Raw genomic sequence first — 20098 nt, 5'->3', positions numbered from 1 at the left:
TTCGCCGACGTCGAACCAGCTGCCGTCCCCGGCGCCGGCCTGATAGATGGCACCGACGCAGTCGGCGAGTTCGCGCTCCGTGTCTTTCACGCTCGGACAGCCTCGAAGGTCGCCAGAAGATGGCAGATAATCCGCTTGTATTCAACGCATGCTCGCCGGGCCGGGATGCGAGAAATGGCTCGGCCCTGACTCACTCTGTTCTTTCAACCAGGACAAATGTCTCATGGATTGTCTGCCATGAGCTGCTTAGTCACTCTTGTATCATTGAGCTTCTATACCGGCGCGCGGGGCGCTGGTTGACCGTGCGCGGTTTGCCGCCGCCCTCAGTCGCCGAACTTTCGGGCGGCATAGTCGATGCCGGCCTGGACCTCGCCCATGGCCTCCTGGATGAGCGCGATCGCCCGCTCCCGGTGGCCGCCCTTGTCGGGCGTCGCCTCGCGCAGCGAGCGCAGGGCGGTCTCCAGTTCACCGACGGCGCGCTCCATATTGCCCTGATAGGCTTGTGCGCCCTGGCCGGAGGCCGCCACCATGGCGCCGCCGGCAGCCAGCGTGGCGAGGCGCAGGAGGGCGCGGCGGGATGAGATCTGATCGTCCATGGCCATTGTCCTTTCGATTGTACGACTGAGGGGGCGCTCCTTTGGGGTAGCGCGACGCCGGCCATGTCATGGCGCGATCGTCAGATCGGTGAGCGGCACCGCCTGGCAGGCGAGACAGGTGCCTGGCTCCCCCTCCACCGGCACGAGATGGGCGAAACGGCCTTCGACCACCGCGACGGCGCAGCTTTCGCACTGCCCCACCCGGCATCCGCTGCGCAGGGCGATCCCCGCCGCAAGCGCTGCGTCGAGGATGGAGCCGCCACCGGGCGTCCACGCGAAGGACTGACCCGAACCGGCCACCGTGATCCTGCGCGGCTCCAGCTCAGGCGGCACCTCGGCGGGGACATAGAAGGCCTCCGTGAAGATGTCGAAGCGCGGCATACCCCATCGCACCAGTCCTTCCCGCATGTCGGCGATAAAGGCCCGCGAGCCGCAGATATAGGCGAGCGGACGGTCGTCGGGGGCGTCCGGGAGTGCGCCGGCGGCGCGTAGAGCGTCGATGTCGAGGCGGCCGTGCACGTCGAAGCGGCCGGCGGCCCGATCCTCCCCATCGGGGCGGGAATAGGCGGTGATCCGCCGCAAGCCGGGAATGCGTGGCGCAAGGACGTCCGCGCGGTCGGCGAGGGGATGATCGGCACGGCCGCGGCAGCCGTGAAGGAGGAGCACCTCGCCTGCGCGTGCCGCCTGCTGCGCCGCCAGCGCCTCCAGATAGGACACGAACGGGGTGATGCCGATGCCGTTCGCGATCAGGAGGAGCGGGCGGGTGCCATCCACCGGGGGGGTGAACACGCCAGCGGGCGGTTCCAGCAGCAAAGTGTCGCCGGCCTCAAGCTCCTGGATGCGGTGAGAGAGAAAGCCGGCCTCCTCGCCATCCGCACAAGCCGGATTGCGCCGCACGGCGATGGAGAAGGTCCGGGGCGCGGCGGGCGGCCCGGTCAAGGAATAGGCCCGCGCCGGACCGCCCTGCTGCAGGCGTACCACCACATGCTGACCGGGCAGGACGTCCGGCAGCGCGCCGCCGTCCTCTGGCACCAGCGTCAGGGCGCGGGTCTGCGCATCCGCCGCATGCGCGTCGGAGACGATGAAGCGGCGCTCACCCTGCCATCGGCCGCGATTGGCCTCGGGCAGCGGCATGATCTCGCAGCGCACGGCCCTGAGCGGCACCGACCCGCTGACCGGATCGCGGGCGGCATCGCTGAGGGCGGCGTTGATGTTTGCGGTGTCCGGCCCATGGGTTCCGGTGGCGATGCGGCCGAGCGGCGTGCAGGCCTCCCACCAGCCGAACTCGGCGACGACGGTCGCCGCATCCAGCGCCGGGTTAATGTGCACCCGCAGGCGCGCTGCCCCATCCCGCGTGCGCACCTCGGCCCAGTCCCCGGCCGCAAGGCCGCGGACGGCGGCGAGGTCCGGGCTGATCTCGACCGCGGGATCCGGCGCCTTGCGGCGCAGGGAAGCCACATGGCGATGGGAGGTGTGGACGAACCAGCCGCTCTTGGCGGTGGTGAGGATGAGCGGCAGCGCCTTTTCCTCGTCGGCAGAGGGCGGCACGAAATCGGGCAGCGGGTCGTGGCCATGCTCCAGCAGGCGCGCGCTATAGAGCTCCACCCGGCGGGTCGGGGTGTCGAAACCGCGCACGGTGCCATCAGCCTCCTGTGCAGCGAACTTCGCATGGGCGAAAGGCTGCGGCACGCGCACCCCGTCCGGCGTATTGCGCAGTTTTTCAACGGTGAGGCCGAGGGGCGCCAACTGGTAGTTCCAGCCAGCCTCGATGTCGCCGCCGAAGAACTCGGCTGCCATCCCCAAGCGCGTCGCCAAAGCCATCACGATCTCATGGTCCGCCCTGCCTTCTCCGAGGGGCTCCAGTACTTTCCGGCGGAACTGGATCGTCTCCACCGCCGCCTGGGTGATCTCGAAGCCGATGCGCAAGGCGTCGCGCTCCCAGGGCATGTTCACCGGCAGCACGATGTCCGCGCAGGCGGCGGTGGGGTTCATGAACATGTCGGCGTGGACATGGAACTCGAGGGCATGCAGCGCCGCGAGGTTGCGGGCCGTGTCGGCCTGCGAGACCGCGAAATTGGTGCCGAAGCTCATCAGCGCGCGCACCTTGTAGGGCGCGCCGTCGATGGCAGCGCGTGCGAAGTCGCGTGCGGTGATCCAGCCATGAGCAGGCGGGCCCAGCGGAAGCTCGGCAAGGCCGAGCGCCTTCTCTTTCTGTCCGGGCGGCAGCAGGGACAGGTCGTTTACGGCATTGGCCGGCGGCGAGACGGTCCAGATGTTGCCGCCCTGCCGGTCGAAGGAGCCGACGAGAGCGAACAGGGTGGCAATGGCGCGCTCGGTCTGGGTGGCGTTGGTGTGCTGGCCGACGCCGGTCCAAGTGTAATAGGCGGCGCGCGGGGCGCCTTCCAGCAGCGCGTAGAAGGCCTCGACCTCCGCCGGGCCGAGCCCCGTCAACGCGCAGACGCGGGACAGCGGATATTGCCGGGCGCGCTCGGCGAGGCGGCGGAAGACAGTCTCCGCCTCGATCGCGCGGCCATCCGTTCCGGTGAGGTGCGCCTGCCCGTCCAGCCGGACTCCTTCGGCATGCTCCAGCACGCGGGTCGTGTCATAGGGCCCTGGACATCCATCGGCGTCGAGCACGAGGAAGCACTCCGCGCTGCCCAGGCCCACCGCGTCGGCGCGCATCGGGCGGCCGGTGCGGATATCCACCAGCAATGGCGCATTGGTCCAGCGCCGCACGAAGTCGTCGGCGAAGCGTCCGCTCGCGATCAGATGATGGACGGCACCCATGGCGAGGGCAGCGTCCGCACCCGGCCGCATCCGCAGCCACAGGTCCGCCTGCTGACCCGATCCATCCGGCTTGGGATCGATCACCACCACCTTCGCGCCACGCCGGCGGGCCTCTGCCACCCGGCTCGCCTGGGCCAGCCAGGTCCGCGCCGGATTGTGCCCCCACAGGACGATCAGATCGGCATGGTCGTAGTCCGGCACGCCGAGCCCACGCCCGAACGTGAGCGCGTGGGCATAGTCCTTGTGCCAGCCGCAGATCTCGATGGCATAGATGAGGTTCGGGCTGCCGAAGCAGCGCACGAAGCGCTCGACCCACTCGTAGCTGTCGACGATGGGCGACCCGCTGAAGGTGGTCGCGGCGAACGCCACCGCCTCCGCGCCGGATTCGCCTTTGATGGCGCCGAGGCGGCCTGCGATCTCGTCCAACGCCTCGTCCCAACTGATTTTCTGCCAGCCGATCTCCTGCCAGCGCGCGCCCTCGCCCTTCGGCCCGATGCGGCGCAGCGGCGTGGTGAGGCGGTTGGGGCTGTGCACCAGCTCCGGCGCGGCGCGGCCCTTGGCGCACAGCGCCCCGCCGGTGGGATGGCCCGGGCGCGGCTCGACACCGACCATCCGCCCGTTCTCCACCAGCGTGATGGAGCCGCAGCGCGAGCGGCAGAGGGTGCAGTAGCCTTGGTGTCGTTCAGCCATGGTCCATCTTTCGCGCGTCGCAGGGTGCGCGGGTTCTGCGGCCGTCGGAACGGCCGTTACATCGATCGAGGGATTCGGGCGCCTGGGGCGGCGCGGGTTCAAAGCTCAAAACAGCATGGACGCATCCGCCGGCCAGGAGGCGACCACCCGGTCTCCCGGCCGCAGTTCGTCGCGGCCGAAGTCGGCATTCTGCAGATGCGCGGCGAGCTTGACGCCCGAGGCGGTGCGCACGACGAACTCGGTAAGGGCGCCGCGATAGACCACGTCCTCTACGGTCGCCTCCACCGCGCTTTCGCCATCCGGCGCGGGAACCCCGCGCACCAGGCGGACCTGCTCGGGACGGATCGCAAGCACCGATGCATTCGACGGCGCGTCCGTGGTGGTGACCGCGAAGCACTCCCCATCCTCGCAGCGGAATCGGCCATGGCCGTCCAGTCCACCGGGGAACAGGTTGGTGAGGCCGATGAACTCCGCGACGAAGCGCGTCGCCGGCCGCTGGTAGATCTCGCGTGGCGTGCCCACCTGCTCCACCCGTCCCGCTGACATCACCACGATGCGGTCGGCGACGCTCAACGCCTCGTCTTGGTCATGGGTGACGAAGATGGTGGTGAGCCCGAGCGCCGACTGGAGCCGCCTCAGCTCGCTGCGCACCTCTGTGCGCAGCTTGGCGTCGAGGGCGGAGAGCGGCTCGTCGAGCAGCAAAACCTCCGGCTTGTAGACGATGGCTCGCGCCAGAGCGACGCGCTGCTGCTGGCCGCCGGACAGCTCCTTAGGCAGGCGCCCGGCGAGATGGGCGAGCTTCACGAGGGACAGCGCCTCATCCACCCTGCGTCGCGCCTCCTCGCGGCCGACGTTGCGCATTTGCAACCCGAAGGCGACGTTCTCTGCCACGCTTATATGCGGGAACAGGGCATAGCCCTGGAACACGAGGCCGACGTTGCGCAAATAGGGCGGCAGGCGGGTCACGTCGCGCCCGTCGAAATGGATCGAGCCGGCGCTCGCCTCGGTGAGGCCAGCGATCATGCGCAGGGTCGTCGTCTTGCCGCAGCCGGAGGGGCCGAGGAAGGCGATGAACTCGCCCTGGCCGATTTCGAGGGAGACATGGTCCACGGTCACCTGCGCGCCGTGGCGCTTCACGAGGTCTTTGATGAGGATGCTCGACATCTTCGTTCCTCAGAATGCGCGCGCGAGCTTGAAGTAGCGGTCGGTCACGACAAGGCCGGCCGAGATGATGGCGATCTGGACCGTGGCGACCGCCGCGATGGTCGGGTCGATGCTCCACTCCAGATAATTGACGATCACGATGGGCAGCGTCGTCACGCCGGGGCCCACCAGGAACAGCGACTTCTCCAGGTCCACGAAGGACGCGATGAAAGCAAATAGCGCGCCCGCCACCACGCCCGGCCGGATGAGCGGCCATGTCACCAGCCGGAACGCCGTGAACGGCCGCGCGCCCATGGTGAGCGCGGCTTCCTTCAGCTGCGGGTCCAGCCCGATCAGGGAGGCCGTGATCAGCCGCACCGTCCAGGGCAGAGCGATCAGGCTGTGGGCGATGGCAAGGCCCCAGAAGGTCATGGCCACCTGCACGCCGCTCGCCAGCTCCACTTCGATCAGGAACATGTAGAGCGCCGCCCCGGCGACGATACCGGGCACGATGAGCGGCGCCAGCAGCAGCGACTGGATGGCCTCCCGTCCCGAAAAGCGCCCGCGGGCGAGCACCAACGCAGCGGGCACGCCCACGAACATGCTCACCAGCGTCGCGACGACGCCGAGCTTGAGGCTGGTGACGAAGCCGTCGCGGAACTGCGGCATGGCGGCCGCCGCCCGGTACCAGTCGAGGGTGTATCCGGTGGGCGGGAAGCTGATGATCTTGTTCTCGAAGAAGCTGACCCAGACGATGGCGGCCAGCGGCGCGAGCACCATGACGAAAGCCAAGATGCAGCCGCCGATCATGACGGGGCGGAACGAGCCGGCCGTCGTGGCGCGGACGGAGGAGGTGCGGGAGACGGCCATGCTCACAGCGCTCCGTAGCGCTTCTGCAGCGCGAGGCTGGAGGCGACGCTCAGCGCCAGCGTCACGGCCATCAGCACCAGAGCTATGGTGGCGGCGAACGGCCAGTTGTACACCTTGATCGCCTGCTCGAAGACCTTTGGCGCCATCATCTGGAACGACGGGCCGCCGATGAGAACCGGCGTCGCATAGGCGTTCATGGCCAGAACAAAACACAGCAGGCAGCCGGAGAAGATGCCCGGCATCGCCAGCGGCAGGGTGACGCGGAAGAATGCCGTCCACGGCGGCGCGCCCATGGTTTGGGCCGCTTCCTCATAGGCATCGCCGATGCCCTCGAAGACGCTTTGAAGGGAGATGATCATGAAGGGCAGCAGCACGGCGATGAGGCCGATCACCACCGCCGATCCGGTGTAGAGGATGCGCACCGGCTCGGTGATGAGGCCTGCCGAAAGCAAGGCGGAATTGATCAGCCCCTTGTCGGCGAGCAGCACCATCCAGCCCGCCGCGCGCACCGCGTTGCCCATCAAGAGCGGAATGATGGTGGCGAGGATGAGCGCTGTCTTCAGCGTGCGGCTCTCGACCCGGCTTATGACGAACGCTGCGGGGACGCCGAGGACCAGGCAGATGGCCGTGCAACTCAGCGCGACCAACAGCGTGCGGGCGAGGATCGTCAGATAGAATGGCTCGCCGAAGAAGCGGGCATAGTTTTCCAGCGTGAAGCCCACGAGGTCCGGCGACGCGGCATCGAAATGGGCGACGCTGGTACGGGCCATGAGGGCAAGCGGCAGGATCAGGCCTGCCAGCACCAGCGTCAGGCTGGGAAAAAGCAGCCAGCCGGCGGTGGAGCTCCTGCGCCGCCGATCGGTGCCGCCCGGCGCAGGCCGTCCGCCGGTCAGGCTGCCCTCTCCAGTGATGGCCAGCGCGCTCACGCCTTGAATTCCTTGTTCCACCATTCGATCCACTGGGCGTCGCTCTTCGCCGCATAAGGGTAGTCGACGAAATTGAGCTTTGCGATCTGGTCGGCGGTGAATTCGAGGCGCTTGCGATCCTCCACGGGGACGTCGGCATTGTCGGTGGCGACGGCATAGGAGGTGGCGAGGGAGATGGCGCCCATGGCCTTGGGCTGGAGCATCGCTTCCAGATAGGCGTAGGCGCTGTCCAGGTTGCGCGCGCGCTTGGGGATGCCCGCGCCGAACGAGATCGCGACGGCACCTTCCTTGGGATAGGACCAGCGCAGGGGCAGACCTTCTTTCTCCCACTGGATGGCGCGGGCGCTGTAGTTTGCCGAGATCCAGATCTCCTCGGCCTTGAAGGCCGCGGCCAGTGCCTGGTGGGAGGGATAGAGCCGGGGCTGAACCTGCTTCTTCATCTCGAGCAGAGCGGGAAAGGCCTTGCTCACGTCGCCCATGGAGCCGCCGTGGGAGAGCGCGGCCGCGTAGATATAGTTGAAGTAGAGCTGATCGATGATGCCGACGCGGCCGGCATATTTGGGATTCCACAGGTCGGCGAAGCTTGTCGGCGGCTGCGGAATCCTGGCCGGATTGTAGAGCAGGACCACGCCACCATAGGCCGCGGGGATGAAATAGGGCCGCCGCAGCTTCTCGATGATGTGGCTGGCGCTCGGAATGCGGGACATGTCGAGGGTTTCGAGCACGCCCTGGGCGCTCATCTCGTAGGCGTCGGCGTCGCTCAGCCAGGTCACGTCGACGCTGGAGCGCGGCAGGCGCCGTTCCGCCAGCAGCTTCGCCTTGCGCTCCGGCACCGGGGCGAGGTCGTGGATGATGCGCATGGCCGAGGCGGCGAAGGCCGGCTCCTCGAACCCCTTGGCGATGCGCTCGTTCCAGTCGCCGCCCCAGTTGGAGACGACGAGCTCGCCGCTCTGCGCGCGGGCGATGCCGGGAACGAGGGCGGCTGCGCCGAGGACGGCAGCGCTGGCAATGAGGCGCCTGCGATCCATTACATGGCCGAAGATGCTTTGGTCGGTCACGAAGTTCCCCTGATTTTCTCTGGATTGTGGCAGGAGGCCGCGTGCGTGTCTCCGCCCTTCGGCCGGTCGCAGCAAGGGGCGCCGTTGCGGGCGCCGCTCGTCAGGCTGGTTCTGCGGGCGCCGCCTTTTGCAATTGCGGCCGCAGCGACGGCAGCATGCCGCCGGTGTCTGAGGGGTAGCCCGCCGCCACCATGGCCCGCGCCTTGGCCTCGAAATAGGCGCGCGACCAGGCCGGTCGAGGGCCGCCATCCTGGCCCACCGTCTTGGCGATGGATTCCAGGCTGATGGGTTGGCCCCCGTCGCCCCAATTGCCCTCGGTCACCTCGTTGAGGACGGTCAGCAGGCTGCCGGCGGGATCGGCACAGCCGGTCGCCCCCCCGATCGCTTCCGCGACCCAGGCATGAACCTCATTCTTGTGCGTGACGTTCATATAACCTTCGGGGATGAAGATATTGACCAGGAACTTGCCCGGCCCGGTCACATAGGTCCCGTCGGTGTGGCCGCCGATCCACCAGTCGTCGGTGGCGAAGGCCGTGAAGAACACCCAGGCGAAGGCGCGCCCGCCGGGCGTGTTGGCGCCGCCTTCCATTCTTATGAGCACGTCGGTGAGGCGCGCGGCGAGATCGGCTTTCGCCGCCGCATCGAGCGTCCCGGCGGCATAGCGCACATCCATGATCGGCATTGTCATCTCCCTTGCGGACGGATCGCCGGGCGCGGCTTCAGTCGATGAGGTCGGCGCCATGCGCCTTTTCCCAGGCGCGGATGCGGGCGTCGTCCAGCATGGCGGTCTCGACGAAGAAAACGTCGGAGCTGTCGGGAACATCGAGCGCGAGAGCCCCCGCGCCGGTGATGCCCATGCTGTCGCGACGCGCCAGCGCCACCTCGTTCACGGTGGCGCCGCCATCCACGACGAACACATAGACGCCATGCTCGGGGGTGCGCGGGGTGTAGGTGAAGCGGCCCGCCCGGTCGGTTACCAGGCGCGAGACACGCAGATCCTGCGCCACGGGCAGCGCGCCGTCGGCGTCGCCCACCAGTTGGACGATGCGGTTGCGCCGCGTGCGGATGTCGAAATGGGCGCGATGGTAGCTCGGCGGCAGATAGAGCTGGCCGGGCATGAGCCACAGATAGATCGCGTTCATGTTCTCAGGACTGATGGAAAGCTCGCAGTGCTTCCCGCCGGAGCCGGCAGAGAACACGTAGTAATCACCTTGACGCAGCTGGTCGACCATCCCGCGTCCGGCGGTGTTGATGTGGGTCAGTTCGCCTTCCAGAACAAACGCGCAGATTATAAAGTTATGATGCGGATGCATATTGTAACCACACCCGGCACCATTGAACACTTCATCGCCGAATACGCGGATTGTGCCGAAGCCGGGGCGTCCGCCCTGGTATTGATGAAAATTGAAGCTGGACTCACGGGCGATGAAGCTGCCGGGATGGCCGGCCACATAGGACGAAGCCGAGCCGTCGGAATAGATGACATCGTGGCCGCGCTCGCCCGACCGGAGCACAAAAGACTTGGTCATGGTCTATCTCCTTTGGGTTGCGGCAGGCTCAGGCGATGCGCGCCAGATCGGCGCCGCCATCGGCATATCCCATTTCCACCATCTCGAACTGGCTCTTGGGGGTGCCGCAATCGGGACAGACCCAGTCGTCGGGCACGTCGGTCCAGCGGGTGCCAGGCGGCAAGCCGTGCTCCGGAAGGCCGAGGGCCTCGTCATACGAGAAGCCGCATCCAAGGCAGAGCCACCGCGTCAGGGGCGTTTCCATCGTTTCCTCCCACGCTATAGTAGCGCGTCACACGTCACGTTTTATATTGACGCGCTACTTGCTTCAAGATGAAAATTTGTGCGCGCCTGTCTGGCCTGCGTATCCATCGGAAGGTATTGCATTTTTCAACTGCTCCGCAGGCGGGCTGGCCTTGTCTGGGGATCTGTGACGCGCTATTGTAGGGCGCTACCTTTCTCCGACGCGGAGCGGAGCGCAGGCAATGGATGGCCGATGGATCAGAATTTGCGCGAGCAGGTGTTGCGGCATGTGAGGTCCGAGATCATCTCCGGCCAGAGCGGGCCGGGGAAAATGTACTCAGTGCCGACCCTTGCCGCCGACCTTGGCGTGTCCACCACCCCGGTGCGCGAGGCGCTGCTGGAGCTGGCGCGCACCGGCCTCATCGAACCCATGCGCAACCGCGGCTTCAAGGTGGTCGAGCCGACCGTGGACGATCTGCGCAACCTGTTCGAGATGCGAAATCTGCTGGAGGTGCGCGCGGCCGAGCTGTTCGCGCTGAAGTCGCGCAAAAAAAAGAAGACCCTTGAGTACCTCACCGGCCTCGCCGATGCCGTCAGGGCAGCTGTAGAAGAGGATGACCTCTACGGATATCTGGAGAGTGACCGCAATTTTCATCTCGCATTCATCAGCGCTGCCGAGAATTCCCTGCTGACAGAGATGGCCATGGGCCTGCGGGACAAGATGCGGCTGCACGGCATCTCCTCCCGCAGCGGCATGGAGCGTCAGGTGTCTTCTGTCGCGGAGCACTACCGCCTTGTGAGCCTCGCTGAGTCAGGTGACGTAGAAGGGATTAAGGCTCTCATGACAAGCCACATTCTGACTTGGGAGCCGATCTTCATCGAAGCGCTGCTGAAGAGCAGACGTGAGGTAGGCGCTGCGCTTGCCTGACCGATGCACAGGACGGAAAAAACATTTCTGGAGCGGCTGAAGATAAACCCGGTTCCTACGATAAAATAGGTCTTTGTCACAGGCTTCTCGCCTTGTGCTCCATACACCGGCGCCCTGCCAAGCTGGTTCAGGTGCCGGCCTCAGGGGTTCTCGATCGCGGACGGCAGGCCAGCAGGGGAGTGTTGCAATTGCTCAAGCGAACGCTCATCGGCTTGATGTCACTCCTGGTGATCGGGGGCGCGGGGTTTGCAGCTCTGGCCTGGCGCCCGGCGATCGCGCCCATCACGCCGCCTGCGGCCTCAAGTTTCGCTCCGGACCTCATCGCCCGCGGCGAGGTGCTGGCCGGTGCCGGCTATTGCGCGACCTGCCACACCGCGCCGGGCGGCGCGCCCTATGCCGGTGGTTATGCGATGCAGACCGGCTTCGGCACCATCTATTCCACCAACATCACCCCGGATCCGCAAACCGGCATCGGCGCATGGTCGGAAGACGCCTTCCGCAGGGCGATGCACGAGGGCGTGGCGCGCGACGGCTCCCATCTCTTCCCGGCTTTCCCGTACGATCATTTCACCAGGCTGACCGACGCCGACGTCGCCGCGCTCTATGCCTATATGATGACGCGCACCCCCGTGCGGGCGGCGCCCCATGAGAACGGCCTGCCATTCCCGCTCAATCTGCGCCCCCTGCAGGCGGGCTGGAAGCTGCTGTTCTTCCGGCCGGGACGCTATGTGGAGCAGCCCGAGCGCGGCGCGGCGTGGAACCGTGGTGCCTATCTCGCCGAGGGCATCAGCCATTGCGGCGCCTGCCATACGCCTCGCAATGCGCTTGGTGCGGAGGAACGTGGGAACGCCTTCGCGGGCGCGCCGATCGACCATTGGGTGGCGCCGCCCCTGACGAAGGCGAACCCTTCGCCGGTGCCGTGGAGCCAGGATGAACTCGCCGCCTATCTCCGCCGTGGCGTCAGCCGGTTTCACGGCGTTGCGGCCGGTCCGATGTCGCCCGTCGTACACGATGGCCTCGCCCGCCTTCCCGATGCCGACATCGCCGCGCTCGGCGTCTATTTCGCCGATGTCGGACAGGCGGCGGCGCGGGCCGCCGAGGCGCAGCCGGCGATCGAGCGGGCGCTGGCGGTGAATGCGCACGGCCCCGGGCTTCCCTACGATCCGATAGCACGCCTCTATGCGGCGGCCTGCGCCTCCTGCCACTTCAACGGCGGTGGGCAGGTCAACGCACTGCGGCCCGATCTGGCCCTGAACAGTGCCGTTTCCCTAGCGGACCCCACCAATCTGATCCGGGTGATGCTGTACGGCGTGACTGCGCGCGAAGGTGCCCCTGGGATCGTGATGCCGGGCTTCGCGCCGGCCCTGAGCGACGCCGACATCGCCCGCATCGCCGCCTATCTGCGCGCCAGCCGCACGTCCCATCCGGCGTGGCCGGATCTCGAAAAGACCGTTGCCGCCGTCCGTGCTCAGGGTCGCGGACAGGAGTAAGGCCATGAGGATATCTGGAGCCGCGCAGCCATGATCCGTTTCACCCTCAACGGTCGCGCCACGATGGTGGATGTCGACGACGACACGCCGCTCCTCTGGGTCATCCGTGACGAGATCGGGCTGACCGGCACCAAGTTCGGCTGCGGCATCGGCATGTGCGGCGCCTGCACCGTCCATGTGGGCGGCCGGGCGACGCGCTCCTGCATCACGGCGGCTGGCTCGGTGGAGGGGGCGGAGGTTACGACCATAGAGGGGCTGGACCCCCATGGCGCCCACCCGGTTCAGACGGCCTGGAAGGACTTGCAGGTGCCCCAGTGCGGCTACTGCCAGTCCGGCCAGATCATGCAGGCGGTGGCCCTGCTCAAGGACTTCCCCCATCCCTCGGACGAGGAGATCGACACCGTCATGACCGGCAATCTCTGCCGCTGCATGACGTATGTGCGCATTCGCGCAGCGATCAGGAAGGCAGCCGAGGCGAACCATGGCTAGACGGATGAATCCCGGCGCCCCCGTATTGACCCGGCGCGGCTTCCTGGTCGCCAGCGTCGGCGCGGGTGTCGGTGCGAGCCTCGCCTTCGGCTTTCCCCGCGGTGCCGCGGCGGCGATGGATCCCGCCGTGCCGGGCGGCATGCCACCGGCCGAGACCGAGCCCCTGTTCGAGCCGACGCTGTGGTTCGTTATCGACGGCGAGGGCTGGGTGACGGTCAATATCATCCGCGCCGAGATGGGCCAGCATGTGGGCACCGCGCTCGCCCGCATCCTCGCCGACGAGCTTGGCGCCGACTGGGGCAAGGTGCGCATCCTCCATGTGGACACTGATCCGAAATGGGGTCTGATGGTCACGGGCGGCAGCTGGTCGGTGTGGCAGAGCTTTCCCCTGTTCAGCCGGGCCGGGGCAGCCGGACGCGTTGCGCTGATCGAGCAGGGCGCGAAGCTCCTGGGTGTCGACCCGTCGGCATGCCGGGTCGAGAATGGCACCGTGTTTGCGGGCGGCGCGTCCATCGCGTTTGGCGAGATCGCCCGGCGCGGCGCGCTCGACCGTCGGTTCTCGGCAGAGGAAATCGAGGCGCTGCCCATCAAGCCCGCCTCCGAGCGGCGGCTGGTCGGCCGGCCGGTTCAGGCCCTCGACATCCCGCCGAAGACCGACGGCACGGCACGCTATGGCATCGACGCCAAGGTCCCTGGCATGGTCTACGCCCGGCCGAAGATCCCCCCGACGCGGAACGGCGCCAAGGTCAATGGGGTCGACGACAGCGCGGCCAAAGCGGTGAAGGGCTATGTCGGCAGTCTCGTGCTCGATGATCCCTCGGGCACCGTGCCGGGCTGGGTGATGGTGATTGCGCAAAGCTATCCCGCCGCCATCCGCGCCGCCGATCTCGTCCGGGTGGACTGGACTCCTGGGCCGACTTCCGCCGTGTCCGAGAAGGATATCCAGGATCACGCCGCCCAGTTGATCGCCCAGCCGGACGCCGGCGCCGTGCTCGACACCGGGGGCGGTGATACGGCGGCGGCGTTCAAGGCGGCGCAGTCGACGCTGGAGCAGACCTACACCACCGCGACCGTGCTGCATTTCCAGCTCGAGCCCGTCAACGCGCTCGCCTTCGAGAAGGACGGCGTGTTCGAGATCCACACCGGCAACCAGTGGCAGAGCCTGATCCTGCCGACGCTGGCCAAGGCGCTCGGGCGGCCTGAAACTGGCATCGTCCTGCGCACCTACCTGATCGGCGGCGGTTTCGGCCGCCGGCTGAACGGCGATTACGCAGTGCCGGCCGCGCTGGCGGCCAAGGCGCTCGGCAAGCCGGTGAAGATGGTGCTGACGCGGGAGGACGATGCCCGCTTCGATTCCCCCCGCTCGCCCTCGGTGCAGCGGCTGCGCATGGCGTTCGGCGCGGGCGGCGAGGTGACAGCGATGGAGCACGACGCGGCCGCCGGGTGGCCGTCGCAGGTCATGACGCCATCCTTGATGCCGAAGGGCGCGAACGGCGTTCTCTACGATCCGTTCTCCATCTCCGGTGCCGACCATTGGTACAGTGTCGGAGCGCAGAAGGTGCGCGCCATCTCGAACGATCTGGCGAACACGGCCTTCCGACCCGGTTGGCTGCGTTCGGTGGGGCCGGGCTGGACCAACTGGGCGCTGGAAAGCTTCATGGACGAGGCCGCCCACCATGCCAAGGAGGACCCCGTCGCTTTCCGGCTGAAGCTGCTCGACGCAAAGGGTCGCAACGCCGGCTCGGCGCCGAACGCGGTTGGCGGCGCGCTGCGGCAGGCTGAGGTCGTCCGCCGGGCGGCCGCGCGGGCCGGCTGGGGCGTTCCGCTCCCGGCCGGTACCGCCCTCGGGCTGGCCACCAGCTTCGGGCAGGAACGGGACATGCCGACCTGGATCGCCTGCGTGGCGCGGGTCCGCGTCGACCGGGCCAGCGGCGTGGTGCGAGCGGAGAAGCTGACCCTCGTCGCCGATGCCGGCACGGTGGTCGATCCCGACGGCGCGCGGGCCCAGGTCGAGGGCGCCGCTTTGTGGGGCCTCAGCCTGGCCCTGCACGAGGGGACCGTTTTCGAGCGCGGCCAAGTGAAGGATACCAATCTCAACAGCTACATGCCGTTGCGCATCAGCGACGTTCCGCAGATGGACATCAGCTTCGTCGACAGCATCGAGGTCCCGGTCGGGCTGGGAGAGCCGGCCACGACGGTGGTGGGGCCGGCCATCGGCAATGCCATCTTCAACGCCATCGGGGCGCGGCTGCGGCACATTCCCATCACGCCCGACGCCGTTCGCTCCGCCATCGGATGATTGCTTTCCGGCCTCCACGAGTCGGCCCGATCTTGCCGGCAGCTCCGCCAAGCAAGGCATTTGGTGCGACGGGCAGGGCGCTGCGCCAGTATCGGACGAGGCGGCCTCTCGCCCGAGCGCGTCCTCGACCTCATGGACGCGCTCGCCCCGCCTGACGCCATCTATGTGAACGAATCCACCTCCACCATTGAGGCCATGTGGGAGCGGATGCGCTGGGAGCATCCGGGCAGCTATTATTTCGGGGCGGCCGGCGGCCTCGGCTTCGCCATGCCGGCCGCCGTTGGCGTGCAGCTCGCCGAGCCGGACCGGCAGGTGATCGCGCTCATCGGCGACGGCTCGGCCAATTACAGCATCACCGCCTTGTGGACGGCGGCGCAGCACAAGGTGCCGGTGGTGTTCGTCATCATGCGCAACGGCACCTATGGCGCCCTGCGGTGGTTCGCCGGCGTGCTGAAGGCGGAGCACATGCCCGCCCTCGACGTGCCGGACATCGACTTCGTCGCCATCGCCACGGGTTGCGGCCTGGAGCCGGTGCGGATGGACACCGAAGAGGCTTTCGCCGCGGCCGACAAGATCATCATCATGCAGTCGGCCAATACTGGCGTCACGGGCGGGTCGACCCCCGACGGGGACGATTACGAACGTGGCGTGGTGCTCATCAACACCATGCGCATCGAAGGCCTTCACCTCATCAACGATGGAACGCAGGTGGTGCCGTTCGGCACCTCCTATTACGGGTTGACCCAGCCGCAGGTGGCCCGTCTTCGCCCGCCCTGAAGGGCTTCTTCACCAACGATGTGCACGGACTTCTTCCGCCACATCGCTGATTGAACCGCACGCGCGTCATGCCGTTGGAACAAGCGGCCGAAGCAGCTTCGGAGCATCCGCAGGATACGCGTCACGCATGGTCGCTTCCCGTCGCCGGTTCGATCAGGCCTGTCGAATAATCCGCCCGATCACCCCTCCACCCTGCCGCTTATCCTTCGGCCGGAGGCCTTTGGGGTTCGTCTCAAATCGCCTTGTCTTTGTCCTGTCTCCAGTGTTCGGGGCCGCTTAGCTTTCCTGAGATGATTTCCATCCGGACAGTGCGCATGACCGCCATCACGGTGAACGGCAAGATCTACGAAGTCGCTTCCGAAGCGAGAACCCCTCTTCTCTGGGTCTTGCGGGACGAACTCGGGCTGACCGGAACGAAATTCGGCTGCGGCATCGCGCAGTGCGGCGTCTGCACGGTGCATGTCGACGGTGTCGCGGTGCGCTCGTGCCAGATGCCCGTCGGCACGGTCGGCCAACGTGCCGTCACCACGATTGAGGGGGTTGGCAGTACAACCGTCGGAGCCAGGGTTCAGAAGGCCTGGCTCGATCTCGAAGTGGTCCAGTGCGGTTATTGCCAGCCCGGGCAGATCATGGCCGCCGCCGCGCTGCTCGCGGCCAATCCCGATCCTGACGACAACGCAATCGACGCGGCCATGTCCGGCAATCTCTGCCGCTGTGGGACCTATGTCCGTATTCGCGAAGGGATCAAACATGCCGCTCGATCCTGAAGAGCGCCGCGACGGCGCAGGCAGGTTGTCCCGTCGCTCGCTCCTGCGGGGCGGGGCCGCAGCACTCGGCGGGCTTGTTCTTGGCATCAGCCTGCCCGCCAAGAGAGCAAGGGCAGACAAGCCCCGGGCCGTCGGCGCGGCGATGAACGCCTTCGTCCATATTCCGACGCAAGGTTCCGTATCGCTGATCATGCCCGCGGTCGAGATGGGCCAAGGTGTCTACACTTCGCAGGCCATGTGCATGGCCGAGGAGCTCGATATCGGGCTCGACCAGATCGAGGCGATCCATGCCCCGCCGGATCGGGAGCACTACGGCCACCCGATCTTCTACGTTCAGGCGACGGGCGGTTCCACCACCACCATGGCCTGGACCGAACCTCTGCGGAAGGCGGGCGCGACGGCGCGTGCGATGCTCGTTTCCGTTGCGGCGGCGGAGTGGAACGTTCCGGCGGCGGAACTCGTCACCGAGCGCGGCGTCATCACCCATACCGCGAGCGGCCGCGCGCTGAGCTACGGCGAGGTCGCCGACCGTGCCGGCCGGCTGCAGCCGCCGACGGATGTGGCGCTGAAATCGCCGGACAGGTTCCGGCTGATCGGCACCCGCGCCCGGCGCATCGACACGCCCGACAAGGTGGTCGGCAGGACGGTCTATGGCATCGACGTCATCAGGCCGGGCATGACGTTCGCCGCACTCATGGCGTCTCCGGTGCTCGGCGGCAAGCTCGATCATGTCGACGAGGCCCCCGCGCTGGCCATGCCCGGCGTGCGGCAGGTGGTGGTGCTGGAGGATATCGTCGCGGTTGTCGGCGACACCACATGGGCTGCGGAGCAGGGCCTGTGTGCCCTCCATATGACTTGGTCGCCTGGGGCGAACGCCTCGCTCGACCAGGCGCGATTGTGGGCCGATACCGAGACGGCTTCGACGGGTCCCGGCGTGACCGTCCGCAAGGAGGGCGATGCCGCGGGCAAACTCGCGGCGGGCAAACGCGGTGCGGGCACGCTCATCGAAGCGTCCTACGAGTTGCCCTTCCTGGCGCATGCCTCCATGGAGGTGCAAAATTGCACCGTCCATGTTCATGACGGGGTCTGCGAGATCTGGGTCGGCACGCAGGTGCCGGGCTATGCGCAGGCCGGCGCGGCTCAGGTTCTCGGCATCGCGCCCGAGAAGGTCACGGTCAACAACCACCTCATCGGCGGCGGCTTCGGCGGGCGGCTCGAGGCCGCGCCGGTCGTCACCGCGACACGCATCGCTCAGAAGGTCGCAGGTCCGGTCAAGGTGATCTGGTCCCGCGAGCAGGACATCCGGCAGGACATGTTCCGGCCGCTCTACCACAACCGGCTGACGGCCCGCGTCGAGAACGGCCGCGTCACCGCCTGGCATCACCGGGTGACCGGGCCGTCGATCCTCGCCCGGTGGCTGCCACCCGCGTTCAAGGACGGCATCGACAGCGACGCGATCGACGGAGCGGCCGAGCCGCCGTACGCGCTCGGCGAGATGCTGGTCGACTATGTCCGCCACGAGAACGGGGTTCCGTTCTCCTTCTGGCGCGGCGTGGGGCCCAACAGCACGGTTTTCTCGGTCGAGAGCTTCCTCGACCTGCTCGCCCGCAAGACCGGTACCGATCCGGTGACCTTCCGCCGTGGCCTGCTCGAACGGAACCCGCGCGCTCTCGCGGTGCTGAACGCCGCCGCAGCGAAGGCCGGTTGGGGCAGTCCCGTCCCGCAGTCCCCGTTCGGAAGACGAACCGGGCGCGGGGTGGCGCTGATGCACGCCTTCGGAAGCCTGCTGGCCTGCGTCGCGGAGGTCGCGGTGACAGATGGGGGCGACGTGCGCGTCACGAAAGTCGTCGTCGCGGCGGATGTCGGCCGCGTCATCAATCCCGACACGGTGGTCGCGCAGATCCAGGGCGGCGTCGTGTTCGGCATCGCGGCGGTGCTGCACAACCGGATCACCCTTGCCGGCGGGCGCGTCGAACAGAGCAATTTCAACGACTATCGCCTGCTGCGGATCAACGAGACGCCGGCCATCGAGGTCGAGCTGCTGTCCAGCACACAGAGCTCCGGCGGCATCGGCGAGCCAGGCACGGTCATCGTCCAGCCGGCCGTCGCCAACGCGGTCTTCGCCGCGACCGGCACCCAGCTGACCCGCATGCCTCTGGATGCGTCGCTCATCGCGAGATCGGTCTGATCCATGAAGCGGAAAACTCTTCTCACACTGGTCGCACTCGTCGCCGTCGCCGGCGTCGCGGTTCTGGGCGTGGTGGGGCGCATGGTGCTCCAGCCCGGCCCCTACGCCTTCGCCGGCGGGCGTCCGGTCGCGCTTTCGGCATATCGGGGTCCGTCGCCGACCGGCGTTCCTGCGGAGCTCGCCTTAGCCGACACGGTCACGCGGGGAGCCTATGTCGCCAGCATGGCGGATTGCCAGGCGTGCCACACCGCGCCCGGCGGCCAGCCCTTCGCCGGCGGGCGGGCCTTCGTGCTGCCCTTCGGCACGATCTATACGCCCAATCTGACACCGGATCCTGAAACCGGGATCGGCAACTGGACGGATGCGCAGTTCCTGAACGCGGTCCATCGTGGCATCGCGCCGGATGGCTCGCGCTACTATCCGGCCTTTCCGTACCCGTCCTACACACTGCTGAGCGACGAGGACGTGCTGGCCATCAAGGCCCATCTCTTCACGCTGAAGCCGGTGAAGCAGGCCAACAAGCCGAACAACTTCGGATTTCCCTATAACCAGCGCTGGCTGATGGCGATCTGGTCGGTGCTGTTCAATCCGAACGAGCGCTTCCGCCCGGTGCCGGAGCGGTCCCCGGAGTGGAATCGCGGCGCCTATCTCGTCGAGGCGGCGGGCCACTGCGGGGAATGCCACACACCGCGCAACCTCATGCAGGCGCTGGACCAGCGCAGGAAATTCGGCGGCGGGGTCGCCGAAGGCTGGACCGCCTACAACATCTCCAGCGACACGGTGAGCGGCGTTGGCGACTGGTCGGCGGCGGACCTCGCGGCGTATCTTTCGACCGGGCATGCGCGCGGGCGCGGCGTGGCTTCAGGCCCGATGGCCGAAGCCGTCGAACTGAGCCTCTCCCGCCTGACGAAATCGGACATCGGCGCGATCGTCACCTATCTGCGCAGTGTTCCGGCGGTGAAGGGCGACCTGCCCGTGCCGGCAGGCCCTGCGCCCTCGACGCCGCAGACCGTGATCGACAATCCGGTCGGCAAGCGCATCTTCGAAGGCAATTGCGCGAGTTGCCATGCCTGGACCGGCGCCGGCGCCGCCCGTGAGGAAGCGCAACTGACCGGCGTGCGCACCGTCAACGACCCGAGCGGCGCCAATGCGGCCCTGATGATCCTTCACGGGTCGGGAGCGGGGACCCCGTATCGGCCCGCCATGCCCGGTTTCGGCAAGGCCTATTCGAACGACGAGATCGCTGCCGTGACCAATTATGTCACCGCTCGGTTCGGGGCCCGGGCCTCCAAACTGACGGCTGGCGACATCGGCCGGCTGCGCGACGCAAACTGAGACG

At 67.5% G+C, this 20098-nt stretch carries 17 protein-coding genes; 8 read left to right on the top strand and 9 right to left on the bottom strand.

The genetic code is table 11. The annotated features are described in order from the left end of the window. Positions 1-323: 323 nt before the first annotated feature. The 9 genes from FBQ73_RS04735 to FBQ73_RS04695 form a co-directional block, all read right to left on the bottom strand. Complete coding sequence (locus tag FBQ73_RS04735; protein ID WP_138398365.1) at positions 324-596, bottom strand: hypothetical protein; 273 nt, start codon at positions 594-596, stop codon at positions 324-326. A 66-nt stretch (positions 597-662) separates the two neighbouring features. Beyond that, a complete protein-coding gene (locus FBQ73_RS04730) occupies positions 663-4073 on the bottom strand; it encodes a molybdopterin-dependent oxidoreductase (RefSeq protein WP_138398364.1) in 3411 nt (1136 codons plus the stop codon). A gap of 105 nt (positions 4074-4178) precedes the next feature. After that, complete coding sequence (locus FBQ73_RS04725) at positions 4179-5237, bottom strand: ABC transporter ATP-binding protein (RefSeq protein ID WP_138398363.1); 1059 nt, start codon at positions 5235-5237, stop codon at positions 4179-4181. Between the two features lie 9 nt (positions 5238-5246). After that, positions 5247-6086: an ABC transporter permease gene (locus FBQ73_RS04720; protein ID WP_138398362.1), complete on the bottom strand. Its 840-nt coding sequence runs from the start codon at positions 6084-6086 to the stop codon at positions 5247-5249. 2 nt (positions 6087-6088) lie between these two features. Continuing rightward, positions 6089-7012: an ABC transporter permease gene (locus tag FBQ73_RS04715; protein ID WP_246089571.1), complete on the bottom strand. Its 924-nt coding sequence runs from the start codon at positions 7010-7012 to the stop codon at positions 6089-6091. Beyond that, positions 7009-8070, bottom strand: coding sequence for an ABC transporter substrate-binding protein (locus FBQ73_RS04710; protein ID WP_138398360.1), 1062 nt, complete (start codon positions 8068-8070; stop codon positions 7009-7011). The genes FBQ73_RS04715 and FBQ73_RS04710 overlap by 4 nt, the downstream gene beginning before the upstream one ends. A gap of 100 nt (positions 8071-8170) precedes the next feature. Next, positions 8171-8752, bottom strand: a complete 582-nt coding sequence (locus FBQ73_RS04705) for a 4-oxalocrotonate tautomerase (protein ID WP_138398359.1) — start codon at positions 8750-8752, stop codon at positions 8171-8173. Positions 8753-8789: 37 nt separating this feature from the next. Next, entirely contained in the window at positions 8790-9599 is an 810-nt protein-coding gene (locus FBQ73_RS04700) for a pirin family protein (protein ID WP_138398358.1), read from the bottom strand. Between the two features lie 28 nt (positions 9600-9627). Then, positions 9628-9843 carry a rubredoxin gene (locus tag FBQ73_RS04695; RefSeq protein ID WP_138398357.1) on the bottom strand — a complete coding sequence of 72 codons (216 nt, stop codon included), beginning with the start codon at positions 9841-9843 and terminating at the stop codon, positions 9628-9630. Positions 9844-10074: 231 nt separating this feature from the next. Between FBQ73_RS04695 and FBQ73_RS04690 the strand changes: the two genes are divergently transcribed. The 8 genes from FBQ73_RS04690 to FBQ73_RS04655 all read left to right on the top strand — a co-directional run bounded on the left by FBQ73_RS04690 (position 10075) and on the right by FBQ73_RS04655 (position 20094). Then, positions 10075-10749: a GntR family transcriptional regulator gene (locus FBQ73_RS04690; RefSeq protein WP_138398356.1), complete on the top strand. Its 675-nt coding sequence runs from the start codon at positions 10075-10077 to the stop codon at positions 10747-10749. A gap of 131 nt (positions 10750-10880) precedes the next feature. After that, positions 10881-12239: a cytochrome c gene (locus tag FBQ73_RS04685; RefSeq protein WP_246089570.1), complete on the top strand. Its 1359-nt coding sequence runs from the start codon at positions 10881-10883 to the stop codon at positions 12237-12239. A 30-nt stretch (positions 12240-12269) separates the two neighbouring features. Continuing rightward, a complete protein-coding gene (locus tag FBQ73_RS04680) occupies positions 12270-12728 on the top strand; it encodes a (2Fe-2S)-binding protein (RefSeq protein WP_138398355.1) in 459 nt (152 codons plus the stop codon). Beyond that, positions 12721-15027, top strand: a complete 2307-nt coding sequence (locus FBQ73_RS04675; RefSeq protein WP_138398354.1) for a xanthine dehydrogenase family protein molybdopterin-binding subunit — start codon at positions 12721-12723, stop codon at positions 15025-15027. Before FBQ73_RS04680 ends, FBQ73_RS04675 begins: the two co-directional genes overlap by 8 nt. 63 nt (positions 15028-15090) lie before the next feature. Continuing rightward, entirely contained in the window at positions 15091-15804 is a 714-nt protein-coding gene (locus tag FBQ73_RS23450) for a thiamine pyrophosphate-dependent enzyme (protein WP_342780526.1), read from the top strand. Positions 15805-16118: 314 nt separating this feature from the next. Continuing rightward, complete coding sequence (locus FBQ73_RS04665; protein WP_138398353.1) at positions 16119-16571, top strand: (2Fe-2S)-binding protein; 453 nt, start codon at positions 16119-16121, stop codon at positions 16569-16571. After that, entirely contained in the window at positions 16555-18759 is a 2205-nt protein-coding gene (locus FBQ73_RS04660; protein WP_210236667.1) for a xanthine dehydrogenase family protein molybdopterin-binding subunit, read from the top strand. The genes FBQ73_RS04665 and FBQ73_RS04660 overlap by 17 nt, the downstream gene beginning before the upstream one ends. A gap of 3 nt (positions 18760-18762) precedes the next feature. Further along, complete coding sequence (locus FBQ73_RS04655) at positions 18763-20094, top strand: cytochrome c (RefSeq protein WP_138398351.1); 1332 nt, start codon at positions 18763-18765, stop codon at positions 20092-20094. Positions 20095-20098 lie beyond the last annotated feature (4 nt).

Origin of the sequence: Xanthobacter autotrophicus, from assembly GCF_005871085.1 — a bacterium.
Taxonomy (GTDB): Bacteria; Pseudomonadota; Alphaproteobacteria; order Rhizobiales; family Xanthobacteraceae; genus Xanthobacter; species Xanthobacter autotrophicus.
The sequence above is the reverse complement of the archived record's forward strand: the minus strand, read 5'-3'. Positions and strand labels throughout refer to the sequence as shown.